The following is a 16,432-nucleotide window of genomic DNA, read 5'->3' on the forward strand; positions in this document are numbered from 1 at the left end:
ACATAATTTAGGTGAAAGTGATCATATATCAGGTGATTGGGTAACATATTTTAGGTGTTTATTTTCTTAAATGACATATTTTAGGTGTGTGAGATGGTTATATCGAAGTCTTGTTCGGTTTTTTTTACTTTCGAGTCAATGATCACGTCGGATTCTCGCTTACATACCTAAAATGTGTCACATAGCTCATTTCAACCTAAAAAATGTCATCTATAGAGCGCATGACCTAAAACTTGTTAGCTATCAGTAATCGTGAGTATCGGTTAGTTCTGAAAGGGTATCTATCTTTTCCATTAACGACTCTAGTTCATGTATTCCATCATCATGTTTTTGTTGCTCTTTTTCTGAGTATCGTTTTGACAAGCTATCTTCAACTTTAAGAGCGTGGTCTTCTTTACCCACATAGCGGTACGCGATGGCAAGTGATTCTAGTTCAGACTCGGTGAGTCTGACTTGGTTTTGAAGCCTTTTCAATTCGAGTTGTCGAATTGTCTTTAGAGCATCGTGTTGATTCAGTTCATCAATTGAACCTAGCTTAACCCACCGGAAGAGAAACTTGATTCCTGTAATGGTTCTACCTTTCTTTACAACCTCAAAACCCTTATCACCCTGGCTACTTTCTAAAAATAGAAGCTCTTTGCTAATCTGAGGATGTTCAGAAAGTTCTTTAATACTTTCCCGGATACAACGTTTCATAAATACACTGTTGTTTTTGAAGGAACTTTTATCTTTTTTCAGCTTCCCTGATTCGTCCAAAAGCCCGAATATTCCTTTAAGTTCACTAAGCTTTTGCGCATGCATTTCAAAGCCCTTGTCTTTGAAGCGACTAAGCAGTTCGTACAAGCGCTTAGAGTACTCCTTTTTTACCTCAAAGAAATTGCGAGTGTTAATCAGAGCAAATCCTTGATTATATTCAATATACTCTGGTTTGAGCATATCGTTAGGAACCATCGTAAGTATGCCGTGTTTATAAGCGATATGTTTAAAAAGAGGTCTATAGTCGAATTCAATATCACCTTTCGGGGTTTCCACCTTTATCCCGATTTTTCGACTAGCTAGGCGGTTCGCTACTGGACTTAAGTTGCTACCAATATGTTTAGACTCAACACCTAACCACTCTGATAATTGATGTGAAGTAAATTCATAGTGTGGTGTTTTCTGATCCCAGTCGTTTGGTTTCATATGTGCAATCATCAACGCAAACATATCAGCTTCCCTAGCGGATAGATCTTGACGACTAAAGACCAGTTGATGGCCTTTTTTGATATGTTTCGGGAGGTTATCGCTTACCGCAGGGTAGAAATATTCTTCATCACTCATGCAAATGCATATCCATAAATAACAAGATTTAGGTAATTATGACACATTTTAGGTCGCGCATGTACAGAAATACTCACATCAAGCAGTGATTACAGATACCTGATTTGTACTCGCCCTACTGCGTCACGATAGTATTCAACCAAGCCTTGAGACTCTTTCTCTGAAATGGTGTTCATGTACTCTGCTAGTATGGTAGCTGTATCACGAACCTTGTTCACGCTAGCTTTCACGGCGCTTGCAGCCTTGTTGTGCCAGCTAGCAATCACAAACTTAAGGTATGACACGAACTTAGGCGCTAAAGGCTGTTGGTGCTTGTTGTACAGCTTGATAACACGACGAGCTCCACTAGCTGATAGGCGGCCTTGCTTAGCAGCTAATTGAAGTTGTTTTACTTCATCTGCGTCACGTTTGAAGATTTTCAAAAACCAAGAATCAGATGGGATACCGTTATTATTTTATTTTTACTCTCTGTAGAGAGATCTTTTGTATTTATGCTGCAATTTTTGTTTTTGTCTGATTGCTCCCAAACCTTGTCAGAACTGGCCTCAAGAGGTTTTTCCACAGAAGCCCCCCCTAAATGCAATTTTTGTCTATTACAAAACTTCTCTGCCGCTTGTAGCGCGTATTTGTATGCACCAGTGAACATGTTTTGGATGCCATCAACGCATAGAGTGATGTGACGTTGATTCTGACCTGTGTGATCGTTCCTCTTTGGCTGTCCATAAGCGATCAGGCCAAGTTCTTTTGCACGTTTGATGTAATTATCAATAGTGCGCTTTATGATTGGCTTACAACCGTAACGGTGACAGTTCTCATTGTAGGTACGCATTAAGGTATCGCTTGAAGCAAAGCAAGTGTGACCATGCTTAAGGATAAAGCTTGAGATAGTTTCTAGTAGGCAAGCAAGCTTACGTTGTGCCAATGGTTTATTGGCTTTAATATTGGAAGCTTGTGTTCTGAATCCTGACTTCCAGTACCGAGGATTCAGCAAAAGTGGTGTAATTTGCATAAAATTTGCTCAAATAAAAAGCGCAAAAGTTTGCCACCGATCTCTTTGAACGTTATAATTACACCTGTCTTGTGTTGTGTAATTTTAACGCTCGCTAAGATTGGTGCTCAAAACAATCTAAGTTGTTAAATTAATTACGAACCATTTGAGACATTAGTCGCCAAACTAAAATGTCTCACCTGATTAGGCTTCGGTCTAATTTATTACGGCATACTGACTTTCCTTAAGTTCGTTTGTCGTGACGCTTTAAGTTTGCCGCTTAAAGCTCGATTTCAGTAAGAAAGCCCGCTCGCCAAAGCGGGCTTTTTTATTTTCTGTTGTCCGAAATCGAATCACTTTCTCTCTATCACGGCATCGCCATGATCTAATTACAGAAAAACGCCCCTATTATTGATCTTAAATGGTTGATCAAACAAGTCTCCATATCAAATCAATTCCGAACATGGTGCGTTACCATCTGGCGCTAGAGTTTACCAAAAATTTTATCTATTTAAACTCCTTTTAGACGTGTTAATATTCCGAACACGCTAAGTTTTGTGGATAACTCTGTGATGAAATTTACTCCCCCACCAAGTGCTGAACAGCAATTAGAAACTCAAGTTGACCAATTAAAACAAAAGTTTAAGCGCCGACAGTTCCCGAAAAAGAACGCACCAGTGCTACCGTTGGATTTGTTAGTAACAATCTCAGGTTGCACCTTTGGTTTGCATAGCCAAAAAGACGGTAGACTCGTTCTAAAGGCCGACAAGGCGATTAACTTTGATAAGGGTATCAATGTGTTGCGCGCAGTGTCGTATATTGCTGGCGCGCGAGATAGCGTATCTATCGCTGGTTGGGACTGGCGACCTACGCACTTTAAGAAAGATAAACTCTACTTGCGTCCTGTCGCTCCTAGTGATTTATAAAATTCCGAATTGGCCACCAGCATTTTCGATTGAATTGACTGTTTTTTGAACTTTATTGCTAATCGCTGGTGGCGCTTTTTGATTGATCAGCTTATTGGAATTTTCGTGCCGAAGATCCGAAGTTGACGAACTGCTGTTTAATTTGAGGCGCAACACTCACTTTTTGCTCTACTGGAACGTAGCTATTTGTCGGTAAAGTCGCCATTTTTCGGGAACCTAGCGACTCAAACATAGCTCGCACCACTTGATGATCTTCCTTGCTGGCCATGTTGGCGATCGCTTTGCGCTGCGCATCGGTCACATAGATAGGTAAAGAGTCCACAACATCAAGCAGCATCGAGGTTGCCTTAGCGTTTTGCTCTACCTTTTCACGCAACTCTGCGTTCACGCTTTCTAGGTACATAAGCTGGTTAGTAAGATCACCGACAAGCTCAACATTAGTCTGTTGAGTCATGTTCGCGTAGATATTACGCGCGGATTCCTCATCAAAACCTTGTTCCTGTAGCGATTCGAGGATCATTTGCTCGCTGTTCGCACTTTCCATCATCATGGCCGGATGGTCTAGGCTGATATAGTTCGGCTGCAATACGTAGTCCATACCGTGATATGAAGTCGTGATCGATGCCTCGCGTGTATCTTGGCCACCAGTCGCCCAGCTCCAACCACCAGCACGGCTATTGTGCAAACCTAAAGCAATACGGCCTGTGTCGGTATCTAAAAACTCTTGAGTGTGTTCAACAATACCGTCATCTGAACAGGTGATAGAGACTGTGCGGTTAGATGGCACGTTTTCTACCACAACCGGACGACCATTAATCATGATCACCTCAGTTTCACCGATTGAGAGCTTATTGGCGCGTTGGCGGGATTGATGACCATAGTAACCATACGCCTCACCTAGTCGCAGTAGCTCTTTAGTTCGTGGGCTGTTGATCATCGCTTGCACGGCTTTGATGATGTAATTGCGCTTGTTGGCGCTAAGTTTTCGACCGTCATTGAATAGGCTGAAACGGTCGGATACTTGTTTAAGTGCTTTTGCTGTCACTTTCTTTTCTCCATTAATGGCTTTGGATTTCGGTTAGTAGGTCGAGAACTACGTCTCTAACGAATCGTTCCGCTTCGCTTTGGTCAGTCATGCCAATGGATTCCATCATCTTGTTGTTCTTGGCCACTTGAGCTGCGAGCTCGGAAATGACTTCATTGGCCAGCTCGGAGTCGAGGCCAACAACGGACGTGTAAAGATGGTTTTTGAGTTTCGGAGACTTGCTGATTGGGGATTGCTCGATAAGGTCAAGCACGGTAGTCAGCATGGTTGCGTAGTTCGCTTGCGACTCCATTGCTGCCGACTTCTCTTGCTCGATAGCAGTGTTGAGAGAGTTAAATCGGATCTCGAATGGCATATCGTTGTCATTCCACACCTTGCCGTCTCGGTAGATGGTGTGAATGTCGATAGCGCGCTTAACGAACGTCACCACGGCTGCGCGGATTTGGTTGGCGCGTAGTGCAGATTGAATCGAAGTGCGGAAGAAGCCGCCCTCGCCTAGTCCACCAGAAAGAAGATCACCAAACCCAAGCATGGATGGGTCTACGCCAAGCGTTCCGGCTAAGCGTTTAAGGTGAAACATAATGTCTTCGATGTGGGAGATATTTGGGTCAGTGGTAAAGGTATCGATCTGCAAGCCACCTTTAGCGCCGCCCATAAAGGGCAACAGCGTGTTGATGACGGTTGGGATGAAACCTAGCTTGCGGGAACGGTCTACCACCTCTTGACGGTCTTGCTTCATCTGGTCAGCGACCATGTTGATGTATTCCGCAGCTCCCGCAGCATCTAAGCCGTCAGTGTTTACCGCTACCATGCGATCGATAAGTGAAGCATTCACACGACTTGCGCCTAGCGCTGCAATGGACTGGCGAAGCATCGACCAAGCCTCAAAACAGGTAAGCAGAATGGACGTGCCGTAGTTCTGCGTCTCGATTGGCATGCGTGAATACGCATCGTCATAAAGTGAGTAGCGCTGGCCAGTGTAGTTAACTGGCGGCATATCCATATCTGGTCGCCAGATTGGCATCTTTAGTGGGATAAGCGCCCAAGGTTCGGCAAGGCGTACCTGTTCGCCGTTCGCTCTGGTTTGTAGATATTCCGCAGTAAATCCAGCTAGCTCGCCCGAACGTTCGTACTCACGAATTTGGTTTGGCAACGTGTAGTAGTTGGCCTCAAAGTGAGTAATACCCACTCCCTCTTTCGTGTATGGGCGAACATAGTTAACCCCATAAACCAGCGTTGAATACGTCCAGTTCATTAGGTTTTCGTTGATTGGAGTTAGCAGCTCTCGATTAAGACGGCCTACGTACTCGGCGTACTTCTCATCGGTTGGATGAAGATACACAGCCATGCCATTGTCGTTTGATACCGAAAGAGCGTGACCAAGGTGCAGATTGAGCGCGGCATCAATCGTGCTGTCCTCGGCCATTTCCTTGAGTATCGGATATAGCATGAAGCGATCTTTCGGCAGCTTGTGCAGAAAAAAGCGGTCTGAGCTTTTTCGACCGTCATTGGTCAGAGCGCCGGTGCTTTCATCTAATTGGTTTTCGCGATCGTGGAATGGCGATCCCGTGTATCCAGCGCCAGATTCAAAACTGATCCCGCTCTCTTTATCGTCATTCTCGTTAAAGAAAGGGAACGCTTGTTTTAAAGCTGTCGCTAGCCCAATTGATGCCTTGTTTTGCGACATGTGCGACCTCGGTTAGTTGAGGCGCTTTCTACAGGGATGGGGATGATCTTGGATGATAGCGCATCGCGTCAATGTGACCAATACGCTAATAAATGATTGATTTTCTATGCGTTAAATTTTTTTAGTCAAAGTTCAATTGCTTGCCTTTGAATCTTGGTTACTCACCAAAAACACTAATTTTTATTCTTGATGATAACCTCCGTGTTCGGAATAATTCTCTCGTCCCTAAAAATCTACTTCCTTAGATATTTTAGATTATTCATTAACTTAAATTGATATTGATAGTGGCGTTTTTTTGGGATGGGGAATAGGAAAGGAAAAAGTCGGGCGAAAGCTCGACTTTTTTTTTGGCTTTTATCCAATGAATAAAAGGCAAGTTCAATGAACACTGATTTAACCCGCAGTATTGAACAGGCGACAACAATCGATGAACTGGTACGCCAGTTTGAAGCCTTGCTCGCTGTCGATATTAGCGACACTCCAAAAGGCCACCAGCGCCTTAAGGCTAACCAACTAGCCAAAGATATTCTCGCCAAGTACAACGGCGACTACTCCAACGTTTCACCCGAAGATAAAGCAGCTCTGCGCGACTACACAGGTTTTGGCGGTATCGGTGGCTCCACCAACGAATACTACACGCCTAAATGGCTGGCGAGCGCGACTTGGGATGCAGTTCGTTCCTATGGCTTTGCTGGCGGCAGCGTACTTGAACCAAGTTCGGGCGTGGGCGTATTTAGCGAAACCAAACCTAAAGGCACCCTGACTACATCCGTAGAAATGGATCAGACCTCAGCGGCCATCAACCAAATTCTTCACCCCGAAGACCATGTAATCCAATCAGCATTCGAAGCGGTAGCAACTAATCCTGGCATTGGTGACTTTGACCTAGTGATCGGCAACCCGCCTTATGGTGTTCGAGACGCTAGCGCGATGAAAGACAAAGCATACAAAGACATTAAGTACGCTGATCAGTATTTCGTTTCTCGTTCTATCGATAAAGCGAAAGCTGGTGGCTTGATTGCCCTAGTGCTGCCAACTCGTATTTGTGATGCGAAAAACCTTGAGAAGTGGCGTACACAACTCGCACTTAAAGCGGAGTTTTTGGGCGCGCACCGACTACCAACGGGCACGTTCTCTGATACGGGCGTAGTGACTGACCTTGTTATCTGGCGCAAACACAGCGACCAAGCGAAAGCACTGATTGATAGTGCCGACCGTGACACGCTGATTGAATCTAACGTGCTTTGGGATACTTGGCTTAAAGGTAAGTGGTTCGAGCGCGAGGGTAAGAAATTCATCAACGGCGAACAGACTGTTGAGGGCGTAGGTAAGTTTGCGCGCAAAGTCGTGAAGCGTGGCAACCGTTCTAACGAGGATATTAAAGAGTCGCTAATGCGCCGCTTTGACAGTCGCATTGACTGGATGTTGCTCGATGAAGCGGTCAGCGAGCCAGTGAGCGCGAAATACTCCGAGGGCGACACGATTTTCCGCAATGGCCAGCAGTACGAAATGATTGATGGCGAATGGGAGTTATCTGAAAGCAACGCGCAAACAGGCGCTATCAGCAAGCCGACCTATGGCGTAGATAACACCGATGAGATCGGTCCTATCACCTACTCTACTGAATCGATGCTTAAGCTATCGGCCAGCCAAGCGCTCAAGCTTTTCGAAGATTACGGTTACTTGTGTCATGACGACTTTAAAGCCCTAATGCGCGAGATAGCCAAGCTGCCAAAAGCGAGCCAAGAACACGCTTATAAAGGCATTCTACTTGGCATGAAAGTTCAAACACTTGCAACGCTGGTTGCTGGTGGCCGAACCACAGCCAATAGCGACTTGGCCAACATGGCAATGGGCGCGGAGGACTTCCAGACCGAACAATATCGCGTGAAGTTAAGCGGCGAAGTGTTTGAGCTGAACGCACTAATGGGCGGCTCTAAGGTATCGAAGAAAGCGCTAAGCAACTTAAGCGAGAAGTACGTTTCTGCATGGAATTACTACCACTCATCGATCGATTCTAAGGGCAAACTGTCTGACCTACTCAAAGGCGACCTTAAGCGTGAGCTGACTGTTCAATACAGTTCGTCTCGCATTGGTGACGTGTTCCATCTATGCGATCGTGAACTAGGCATAACCACACTGACACTGCATGACGTTCGCACGTATTACACCGCAAGCGGTATCGATGCGATGAGCGATGAGCAGTTGCTTGATTACCTAGCGAACATGGATGAGGTAGCCGTAAACCCAGACGGCACGGTGACGGCATTCCATAAGGCGACGACTGGCCTAGTCGGCAAGCGCATGGATCAGCTGACCGCACAATTAGTATCGGCCACCAGCGATACCGTGAAAGCTAACATCATGCGCCAAATTCAAGCCATCGAATCTAAGCGAAACAAGATCTCGATTGCCGATGTGAAGATGAAGCTTACCGATAAGTGGATTCCTAAAAACATCATGCTTGAGTTCCTGCATGACCGTGGCTACACGGAATTTATCTTGGGCGACTTTACCGAGGATAAGGACGGCTTTGAGGATTTCGTACAAAGCGAATCCGGCCAATACCTCACTGGCTACCGTTGGCGTGATGGCGAATGGGTTGATGGCCTAACTCGTAATGGCGTGAAAGGTAAAGCAGCGAACAGCGATGAGCGATTTGAGCGTCAAATTGAATCGTACATCAACTATGGTGCTGTTCGTGGCGGTAGTAAGAACGAAGATAAATCACTTATCCGTGAACAAATGCGCCGCCTCGATGATGAGTTTTCTACATGGATTGCATCATCTGACCATTCAGAATACTTGGAACAGGTTTACAACAATACGTTTAACGGTTGGATTAAACCGGAGTTCGATGATACTCCATTATCGCTAGATGGCGTATCTGGTGCGATTGAGTTCCTACCTTACCAAAACTCAACCATTCGCAGTCACAGTGCAGACGGTAACGGCATTATTGCCTTTGGTACTGGCTTGGGTAAAACGCTCACTGGCCTTGGCCTCGTGCAGCACAACCTAGAAACCAAACGCGCTAACCGTGTGGCCATCGTTGTTCCTAAATCTGTGTTAGAGAACTGGTTCTATGAGTCCGACCTGTTCTTTGGTGAAAGCAATCTATCTGACAAGGTATTTATCGGCCTTGGAGTTCACAAAGACGATGACGGAAAAATCATTCGGGAACCGGTATTAGATGAAACGGGCGAACCGAAGTTAGACAAGAAAGGCGATCCTATCTTGCGCGCCAAACTGACCGTAGACACCAACGGCAAGCGCGTAGCAGAACAGCTCCACCAGCTTACACAGTCAACCGCTCGCATCGTGGTAATGACAAAAGACGTGTACAACCGCATTCCATTGAAGCCGGACACGATTTCGGCCAACGTGCTTGAAATGCGCGATGCTGGTTTGATTGCTGGTTCAAGCAAGCTAGTTAAGGAAGCGGAAAGCCACACAGAGAAAGCGAAGAACGCGCGCTTTGAAGCGAAATACGCTGACGATGGCACGGCCAAAAACGAAGAACTACCGTACTTTGAGGACTTGCTATTCGATTCGGTTATGGTCGATGAGGCGCATGATTTCCGCAACTCGTACAAGGGCGGCTCATACCGAAACAATCTGGCATTCTTGCCTAGCCAAGCGCAAGCCGATCGCGCTATCGATATGCAGATTAAGAACAACGTCATTAAGGCTCGCAATGACGGTCGAGGCGTTTATTTCCTAACAGCTACGCCAACCGTAAACAGCCCTGTTGATATGTTCAATATGCTGTCCCACATCATTCCGGCAGACACGTTTGCCAAGATGGGGATCTTTGACAGCGACGACTTTATCCGCATGTTTGGTAAGACTGGCGAAGCGCTGGTTACTAAGATTTCGGGCGAAGTTGAACAGCGTGAAGCCCTACTCGGATTCCAAAACCTAGACGCACTTCGAAACATCGTTAACCGCTACATGACGATCGAGGATGCTAAATCCGTTGGTGCCAACGTTCACATTCCTGACCTGATTAGTCAGCAAAGCGTTGTCCAAATGAATAGCGAACAGGAAGCGCTATACGAGGAACTACGCCAGCGCGCTGATGCAATCAGCAATCCAGACAAAGACGAAAACCAAGAGATTGTCGAGCAATACCCTAACGACACGGTTTTCGGCCTGATCCGCAAGATGGACAAGGTAAGTACAGACCTTGATTTGTACTATGAGCGTGTTACCTACCGATTCGCCAAGGACAGCAAGAAAGAGGTTGAGGCGGCAGTAGCCAAGCTACCAAATACCGTCACGGTCGCCTTTGAGGACGTGGCACCAGACGGTACGGTTAAGCTAAGCAAAATCCAAGTTAAGGTTGATAAGAGCGTTAAGGTTGAGGGCGATCACTGCGTGGTTCAGCTCCACCAGCAACTTGATGACAGATTCACAAACATTTGTGACAAGGCCAAGTTGAAATTTACGCACCCTGTCTCTCCTAAGTACGCCAAGTTCCTTGAGAGCGCCCGCGAGATTTATCTGGCTGGTGGTAAGCAGCTTGTCTTTACCGAAGAAAAAACACAGCACAAGAAAGTCGCGCGAATCATTGCGGATTTTGTTGGTTGTAAGCTGTCTGAAATCGGCATTTTGAACAGCGATACCGTTGCGGGTAGGAAAGGCTCTAAAGCGACTGAGGACGATGAGGAAGCGGGTTTGGAAGCAATGGCCAATGCTTACAACACCTCGAAATACAAATTCATGATCCTCAATAAAAAAGGGGAAGTTGGCATCAACTTGCATCATGGCACAACCGATATTCACCACTTAACGCTACCTTGGACTCCAATGAGTATCACACAGCGTAATGGCCGTGGCGCGCGTGTTGGCTCTAAACAAAACATCGTGAACGTTCACTACTACACGTCGAAAGGCTCATTCGATGATTTCCGCTTGGCCACAATCCAACGCAAAGCCACTTGGATTGAGACAATGTTCAAAGGTGATGACAAGTACATTGCGAACGCCGATGCAGACGCAGCCGACGAAACTGCAATCATGCTGGCAGCGAATCCAGAAGAAGCGAAAGCCCGTATCGAAGCGGCTAAGCGTCAAGCTGAGCGCAAGAGAAAATTAGAGGAACGCCGACTAGCAAGTATCAACGTTAGCAAGTACATCAAAGCCACCCAAATGCTTGCTTTGGATGTGAGTGCGGTTGAGGGTGAGCTGGCCGAACTACGCGATAAGTTAGAGCCGCTACGCAAAGAGGTGGAAGAAGATCGCCTACGTGCAGAGGGCGAGAAGCGCGGCAGTTGGCAGCACAAAAACTACCAACGCACCAAGGGCAGACTGTTTGCCCTAGAAAGCCAAATCAAAACCTTTGAGGCAGCGATCAAAAACCGGGATAAGGCGAGCGACACCATCAAGAAACTGAAACCAGCAATGGAGCTGGCCATCAATGACGGTGTGCTAAAAGATTACCCTGACTTCCTAACTCATCCAGAGTTATACATTGTTCGCAACGGTGTGATTGTTCGTAATGGCTACACCTACAAAGCCGAAGTTAAGAGCCGTTCTTGGAGCGCCGAGTACGACTCAAAAGCAACAATCATGATCACCAACTTCGACCGTAAATCTGGCACGGTGGACGGCTTTATTACTGAAATGGACGGCGAACCAGCGTCACGCAACTATGTCGATCTACCTGTTGAGCGCATCATTGAAATTGCGCCAGTGAATCAGGATAGAGCAGCACTAGAAGCAAAAGCGCTCCAAGGTGTACCACTAAGTGAAGTCGCTCATACGTTTGACCGTGAGACGTTCTTTGAACTGGTCGCAGAGAAGAAAATGAAAGCCTACGGAAATAGTCGCCGTTGTTTGGTGCGTAATGCTGACGGCTCATTCTCTACGCCGTGGGGATTGGATGTTGAACCAGACCAAACGCTGATTTATCCAGATGCGAGCGATAAAGCGACCGCGAGAGCCCTACTCGACCAAGTGACCAAGCAATTGGAAGATAAAGGTCGCGTGATGTTGGAACACGACATTCTAAGTTTCTTTATCGGTAGCGATTGGGACAAACAGGCGATGGAAAACGGCAACCAAGTGAGCGAACAGGAAGTCGTTGAACTGGTGACACTTGAGATCAAAGCATTCGAGGAAAAACACCCTGAGCTTTATCAAGAGGCGCTACTCAAAGCGGAGACGACTTACAAAACGTCTATCACGTTCCTCAAAGAGCTAGATAACCATCTAAGCAATTTGAAATGGACAGGTTACACCAACGCACACGAAGCGCGCCGCCTATCGGCTCGTGAGTACACTCGTTACACCGATATTCTGACCGAACGTTCTAGCGAATACCGCACAGAGTTGGAAGATAAGCTATTCGCTGACTTCACTAAGCTGGTGGCCAACGACCCTGACCGTGCAAAACGTCTATCACAGATCGCGTACTGGATGACGCAATACAAGCCGACGACCGATACTCACTTGCTGAAAAAGGTCGATGCGATTTACGGCGAAAACTCACAAGAAACCATGCTTAAGGTATGCGCTGACCTACACGCTATTGGCGAACGTGAGTTCCTATCCGGTGACGGCTTAATCTTCTCGGATGACTGGTCATTGAATCGCATGAAAGGTGCGTATGGTTCGCTATTCACTTACCGCAGCGCACAGCGTGAGGAATTTATCGAGAAGTACCTAAATGCGGATAAGCCGGAAAGGGCCGAGGTTAAAGTGACCGAAACGCAGAAAGTGAAAATCGATAATATATCTGCCATTAACGTAGAGAGCATCGAGAAGTTTAGTGAACTAATGTCAGGCATTGGCATCGACGTTAAAATGGTGACTTCACCAATTAGCTGGAAGCCTAAGCGCGGTCGCAACCGAAAAGAGATTGTTGTGGAACCATACGAGCGCATTGGTTTGATGGACAACAACGGTCTTAAAGGTTCGCTTAAAGTGATGTTCGCTGGTGACAAGGAAGCCAAGGCCGAGTACGGCGCAGACTTCGCCTCGAACGCAAGCAGTGAGTTTAATGGCGGCTGGTGGTTTATCTCTGCTAAAGCGGATTTGGAATTGCTAGCGAAATCGCTATTAACCATTCACAACACAATGGCCGAAGCTGCCTAACTCAAATTTTCGCATGCGATAAGTTTTCGCATGCGAAAACTTTTTGGAGACAAAAATGATTACCCAAGTGAAATTGCCTACCGTTGAAGATCTACAGCCCCTACTCGATGAGGCGTTAGAAACAGCGCAAAGCAAAGAAGCATTTATCCAAGCTCAAGTAGATGGCATTTATAAAACACTTAAAGCCAATCCGCTCATGTACCGTCACTATGGCGCTTATTGGTGGGCGGTTAAATCGCTCATGGCTAAGCATGGTTATGACCTTGGCAGCGATTCAGAAGTGATCACAGAGCAACACTTCAATTTCGAAGACCCTGCGATTTTGTTGTGTGCTGCGTGGGCGTACCAGCAAGAGCAAGTTGATAAAGGCTACTGGCAAGCAAACCTACATACCTACTACGCCGATGATGAAGAATTTGAATATTCTATCGAGGACGTAAATCTCGAAGCGTGGAGTGTTAACAGCAAATCGATGCAGTAAGTTTTCGCATGCGAAAACTTTTTCTCATATACCCGTCATCTTTGGCGGGTATTTTTTTGCATGGAATTTAGTGGAGAGTTTTCGCATGCGAAAACTTTTGAGAAAAAAAAAATAAACCCCGCCACTGAAAAAATGGCGGGGATTGCACGTTGAACAGATAAGCTTTGATGCAATCAATCCTACCCCTAATAGTTTTGTTGCCGCCTATCTGTAATTTAATGTATATGAAATAATTTTCATATTCAACAGGTTTTTAGATCTTTTTTATTAAAAACAACGATCTATGCAACTAGGTGCTTTTGTCTTCTTATGCCTGTTGACGCTGCTCTTTGTAACCTAGTTAAGTAATAGAATTGTCAAAAAGTTTTCGCATCCGAAAACACATGGAATCAATCTCACAATTTATCTGATGTTCTCGCATGCGAAAACTTGTGCAATCGGTTCTGTTTGTTCACTTTTTTGCTTGTGCTGTTGCTTCTGGCAACGTATAGTGTAACCCCGTTGCCAGTGACAACAATTAAGAGGCGTTGATATGGCATCCAAGGAACGATGCGAAAGACTAATTCAATTAGTCGAGAAAGCAGGAAGTACCAGAAAAGCCAAGCTGCTTATTGATGGCGTTAAGGGAGTAAGCCCTTGTCACACTGCCATCTACAAAGCCATGAATGGCGGCGGTACGACCGATTATGTGGTTCAGTGCTATATCGATGATCTTGAGACAGCACTGAGCAAACCAAAACAGCAAACAAATTCCACCAGCAAAGGAAATTAATTAATGAGCATTATCATGGCGATTGCCAACCAAAAAGGCGGCGTTGGTAAAACAACTTGTACTTACAACTTTGGCATTAGCATCGCTAATCAAGGCAATAAATGTCTATTCCTGGACTTTGACCCACAAAACAACTTAGGCGGTTCAATCGCACCGGAAATGGTCGAGAATCCAGAGTACACATCTGCGAGCTGCCTACACAACGCTTACAACCTTTTCGAAAATCCAGTAAAGGCTAAACCTTTCGAAGTCACCGAAAACGTACACGTTATTGGCGGCGATAAGCGCATGGGCAACATTACTCAATCACAAATCTTAAACGTGGCTGAGTCTATTGACCTTATCAAAGACGACTACGACTATATCTTTATCGACTGTCCACCAGCGGCGAACGCGCTACAGCATGCAGCGCTACTTGTGGCCAGCAAGCTACTTATCATTAGCCAAGCACAAAAAATGTCGATCAAAGGCGTTAATGAGCTGGTTAAGACCTCGCGCCAAATCCGTCGAATGAACCCTGACTTGGAAGTGTTAGGCATTGTCCTAAACCTTATTGAAGCCAACATTACAAACGACCAGCGCGAACAGGAAGCGGAACTTCGTAAAGAGTACGGCAACCTAGTTTTTGAAAACAAACTGATTAAAACAACGCGCGTAAGTGAAGCTCTAAACCAAGGCAAAGCACTGATTGAAACCAACCCTAAAGCGGCTGAGAAATTCGGCTTTACAGCGGTTTGTGATGAGCTTTGCAAGCGCATGGTAGAGGTGACAGCATGACCAAAAGCTTAAGAGATCGAATCAAGCTTAGCGACCTAGATAATCTCTTGGATGAATCAGCGGTAGAAATCCGCGATGCAGCAAAAGTGCTGGCTATCCCTAAAGACTCTTTGTATTCAGTTGAGCAAGTTCGTGAAGAATTTAACGATGAATCACTACTTGAGTTATGCGAAAGCCTAGAAGAAAACGGCCAAATTCAACCTGTCGTTGTTTACCCGTTCGATGGCAAGGGATACAAAATCCAAGAGGGTGAACGCCGTTGGCGCGCCGCTATGTTGAGCGATAAGCTGACTCACGTTGAATGTATTATCCGTGAAAAGGGTGATATTTTTGGCCAGCTCATTGAAAACATCCAACGTGAAGATTTAACGGCAATCGAATTGGGTAAGGCGTTTGACCAAGCTAAGAAAAAGCACAATCTTGATAACCGTGGCTTAGCTAAGCGCCTTGGCAAATCAGACGGCTACATTTCGAAATACCTAAATGTGCTTAAAGCCCCTGACTTTGTTTTGGAAGCATTCAAAAAAGGAATTATTGGTGATGTTGAGTCCATCAACGAACTACGCAAAGCCAGCATCGATAACTCTGAGCGCGTTCGTGAAGCACTGGAAAGCGGTGAGAAGCTAACGCGCCAAGATTGTGTAAAACTGCGTACTGGCGAGCTAGATAGTAAGGTGGAAGTTACCCCTCAACCTAGCGAACCCGAGAAAGCAGAAAAGACCGATAAGACACCAGTAAGCAAAAAGCCTACGGCAAACCAAAAGCCTACCAGCATTTGTGTCATGGTTAATGGCCGTCATGGTTTGGTGTTCGCATCTGGTAAGGATAGCGACAAGCTAACGGTACTGTTTGATGATGGCGAACTTGAGCAAGTGCCAGTTGGTGAAGCTCAATTAGTTGGGTATCGTGTGTAAAGTTCTCGCATGCGAAAACTTTTAAAGCGGGTGGCTAATTAGCTGCCCGTTTTTCGTTAGGACGTAATACCCGCCATCACGGTAGACACCAACCACATAGTGATCGAGTGGCACGTCTTGCCAGCCAAATAGCCCTAGTTCGTCATCGCAATAAGCGACGATATTCACCAGCTTTACCTTTTGGACATGCAGTAGATAGATATTATCTAGCGCCCCTTTAAATGGTCTGTAGATATACTCGCCATCTTTCCTTAAAGCGGGGATCTCATTCCCTGCGACTGAATGGCCATCGGCAACGCCGTCTTCGTTTATGTCGATTAGCCCGTAGTGATAACGATGCCTGATAGTAAACATCCCCTACTCCCAAATGCAAAAACGCCAGATTTGACAATTAAATCTGGCGTTTTTGTGTGTCTATAAA

The 16,432-nt window shown here is 45.8% G+C and carries 12 protein-coding genes; 6 read left to right on the forward strand and 6 right to left on the reverse strand.

What is annotated here, in order from left to right; translation table 11 throughout:
• Nucleotides 1–243 precede the first annotated feature (243 nt).
• The 3 genes from CAG68_RS09755 to CAG68_RS09765 form a co-directional block, all read right to left on the reverse strand.
• Nucleotides 244–1,320 carry a replication initiation protein gene (locus CAG68_RS09755; RefSeq protein ID WP_024703815.1) on the reverse strand — a complete coding sequence of 359 codons (1,077 nt, stop codon included), beginning with the start codon at nucleotides 1,318–1,320 and terminating at the stop codon, nucleotides 244–246.
• Between the two features lie 89 nt (nucleotides 1,321–1,409).
• Nucleotides 1,410–1,742, reverse strand: a complete 333-nt coding sequence (locus tag CAG68_RS09760; protein ID WP_104968900.1) for a hypothetical protein — start codon at nucleotides 1,740–1,742, stop codon at nucleotides 1,410–1,412.
• Nucleotides 1,739–2,329 carry a hypothetical protein gene (locus tag CAG68_RS09765; protein WP_161441057.1) on the reverse strand — a complete coding sequence of 197 codons (591 nt, stop codon included), beginning with the start codon at nucleotides 2,327–2,329 and terminating at the stop codon, nucleotides 1,739–1,741. Before CAG68_RS09765 ends, CAG68_RS09760 begins: the two co-directional genes overlap by 4 nt.
• Nucleotides 2,330–2,880: 551 nt before the next feature.
• On the opposite strand from CAG68_RS09765, the gene CAG68_RS09770 reads away from it, so the two are divergent.
• A complete protein-coding gene (locus tag CAG68_RS09770; protein WP_109170125.1) occupies nucleotides 2,881–3,234 on the forward strand; it encodes a hypothetical protein in 354 nt (117 codons plus the stop codon).
• A 91-nt stretch (nucleotides 3,235–3,325) separates the two neighbouring features.
• On the opposite strand, the gene CAG68_RS09775 is transcribed toward CAG68_RS09770, so the two are convergent.
• Both CAG68_RS09775 and CAG68_RS09780 read right to left on the reverse strand, forming a co-directional pair.
• Nucleotides 3,326–4,279, reverse strand: coding sequence for a head processing protein (locus tag CAG68_RS09775; protein ID WP_161441058.1), 954 nt, complete (start codon nucleotides 4,277–4,279; stop codon nucleotides 3,326–3,328).
• A 13-nt stretch (nucleotides 4,280–4,292) separates the two neighbouring features.
• Nucleotides 4,293–5,966, reverse strand: a complete 1,674-nt coding sequence (locus CAG68_RS09780; RefSeq protein WP_161441059.1) for a portal protein — start codon at nucleotides 5,964–5,966, stop codon at nucleotides 4,293–4,295.
• Between the two features lie 381 nt (nucleotides 5,967–6,347).
• On the opposite strand from CAG68_RS09780, the gene CAG68_RS09785 reads away from it, so the two are divergent.
• From CAG68_RS09785 to CAG68_RS09805, 5 genes are all read left to right on the forward strand, one after another.
• Nucleotides 6,348–13,067, forward strand: coding sequence for an SNF2-related protein (locus CAG68_RS09785; protein WP_161441060.1), 6,720 nt, complete (start codon nucleotides 6,348–6,350; stop codon nucleotides 13,065–13,067).
• A gap of 55 nt (nucleotides 13,068–13,122) precedes the next feature.
• Entirely contained in the window at nucleotides 13,123–13,548 is a 426-nt protein-coding gene (locus CAG68_RS09790) for a hypothetical protein (protein WP_109170129.1), read from the forward strand.
• Nucleotides 13,549–14,080: 532 nt separating this feature from the next.
• Nucleotides 14,081–14,320, forward strand: coding sequence for a hypothetical protein (locus CAG68_RS09795; RefSeq protein ID WP_109170130.1), 240 nt, complete (start codon nucleotides 14,081–14,083; stop codon nucleotides 14,318–14,320).
• A 3-nt stretch (nucleotides 14,321–14,323) separates the two neighbouring features.
• Nucleotides 14,324–15,097 (forward strand): ParA family protein, encoded by a 774-nt coding sequence (locus CAG68_RS09800; protein ID WP_161441061.1) that lies wholly within the window; start codon nucleotides 14,324–14,326, stop codon nucleotides 15,095–15,097.
• The gene (locus CAG68_RS09805; protein WP_161441062.1) at nucleotides 15,094–16,011 is read left to right on the forward strand and encodes a ParB/RepB/Spo0J family partition protein; all 918 of its coding nucleotides are present in this window, start codon (nucleotides 15,094–15,096) and stop codon (nucleotides 16,009–16,011) included. Before CAG68_RS09800 ends, CAG68_RS09805 begins: the two co-directional genes overlap by 4 nt.
• Before the next feature lie 21 nt (nucleotides 16,012–16,032).
• Here the strand turns inward: CAG68_RS09805 and CAG68_RS09810 are convergent, their stop codons facing one another.
• Nucleotides 16,033–16,365 carry a hypothetical protein gene (locus tag CAG68_RS09810; protein WP_079878982.1) on the reverse strand — a complete coding sequence of 111 codons (333 nt, stop codon included), beginning with the start codon at nucleotides 16,363–16,365 and terminating at the stop codon, nucleotides 16,033–16,035.
• Nucleotides 16,366–16,432: the final 67 nt, after the last annotated feature.

The organism is Vibrio sp. V42_P2S4T144, from assembly GCF_009904715.1.
Taxonomy (GTDB): Bacteria; Pseudomonadota; Gammaproteobacteria; order Enterobacterales; family Vibrionaceae; genus Vibrio; species Vibrio alginolyticus.

Coding starts and splice junctions, on each gene's coding strand:
- CAG68_RS09765 (WP_161441057.1), bottom strand. CDS start 2,329: ATGCAAATTACACCACTTTTGCTGAATCCTCGGTACTGGAAGTCAGGA.
- CAG68_RS09795 (WP_109170130.1), top strand. CDS start 14,081: ATGGCATCCAAGGAACGATGCGAAAGACTAATTCAATTAGTCGAGAAA.
- CAG68_RS09770 (WP_109170125.1), top strand. CDS start 2,881: ATGAAATTTACTCCCCCACCAAGTGCTGAACAGCAATTAGAAACTCAA.
- CAG68_RS09790 (WP_109170129.1), top strand. CDS start 13,123: ATGATTACCCAAGTGAAATTGCCTACCGTTGAAGATCTACAGCCCCTA.
- CAG68_RS09755 (WP_024703815.1), bottom strand. CDS start 1,320: ATGAGTGATGAAGAATATTTCTACCCTGCGGTAAGCGATAACCTCCCG.
- CAG68_RS09780 (WP_161441059.1), bottom strand. CDS start 5,966: ATGTCGCAAAACAAGGCATCAATTGGGCTAGCGACAGCTTTAAAACAA.
- CAG68_RS09805 (WP_161441062.1), top strand. CDS start 15,094: ATGACCAAAAGCTTAAGAGATCGAATCAAGCTTAGCGACCTAGATAAT.
- CAG68_RS09800 (WP_161441061.1), top strand. CDS start 14,324: ATGAGCATTATCATGGCGATTGCCAACCAAAAAGGCGGCGTTGGTAAA.
- CAG68_RS09785 (WP_161441060.1), top strand. CDS start 6,348: ATGAACACTGATTTAACCCGCAGTATTGAACAGGCGACAACAATCGAT.
- CAG68_RS09810 (WP_079878982.1), bottom strand. CDS start 16,365: ATGTTTACTATCAGGCATCGTTATCACTACGGGCTAATCGACATAAAC.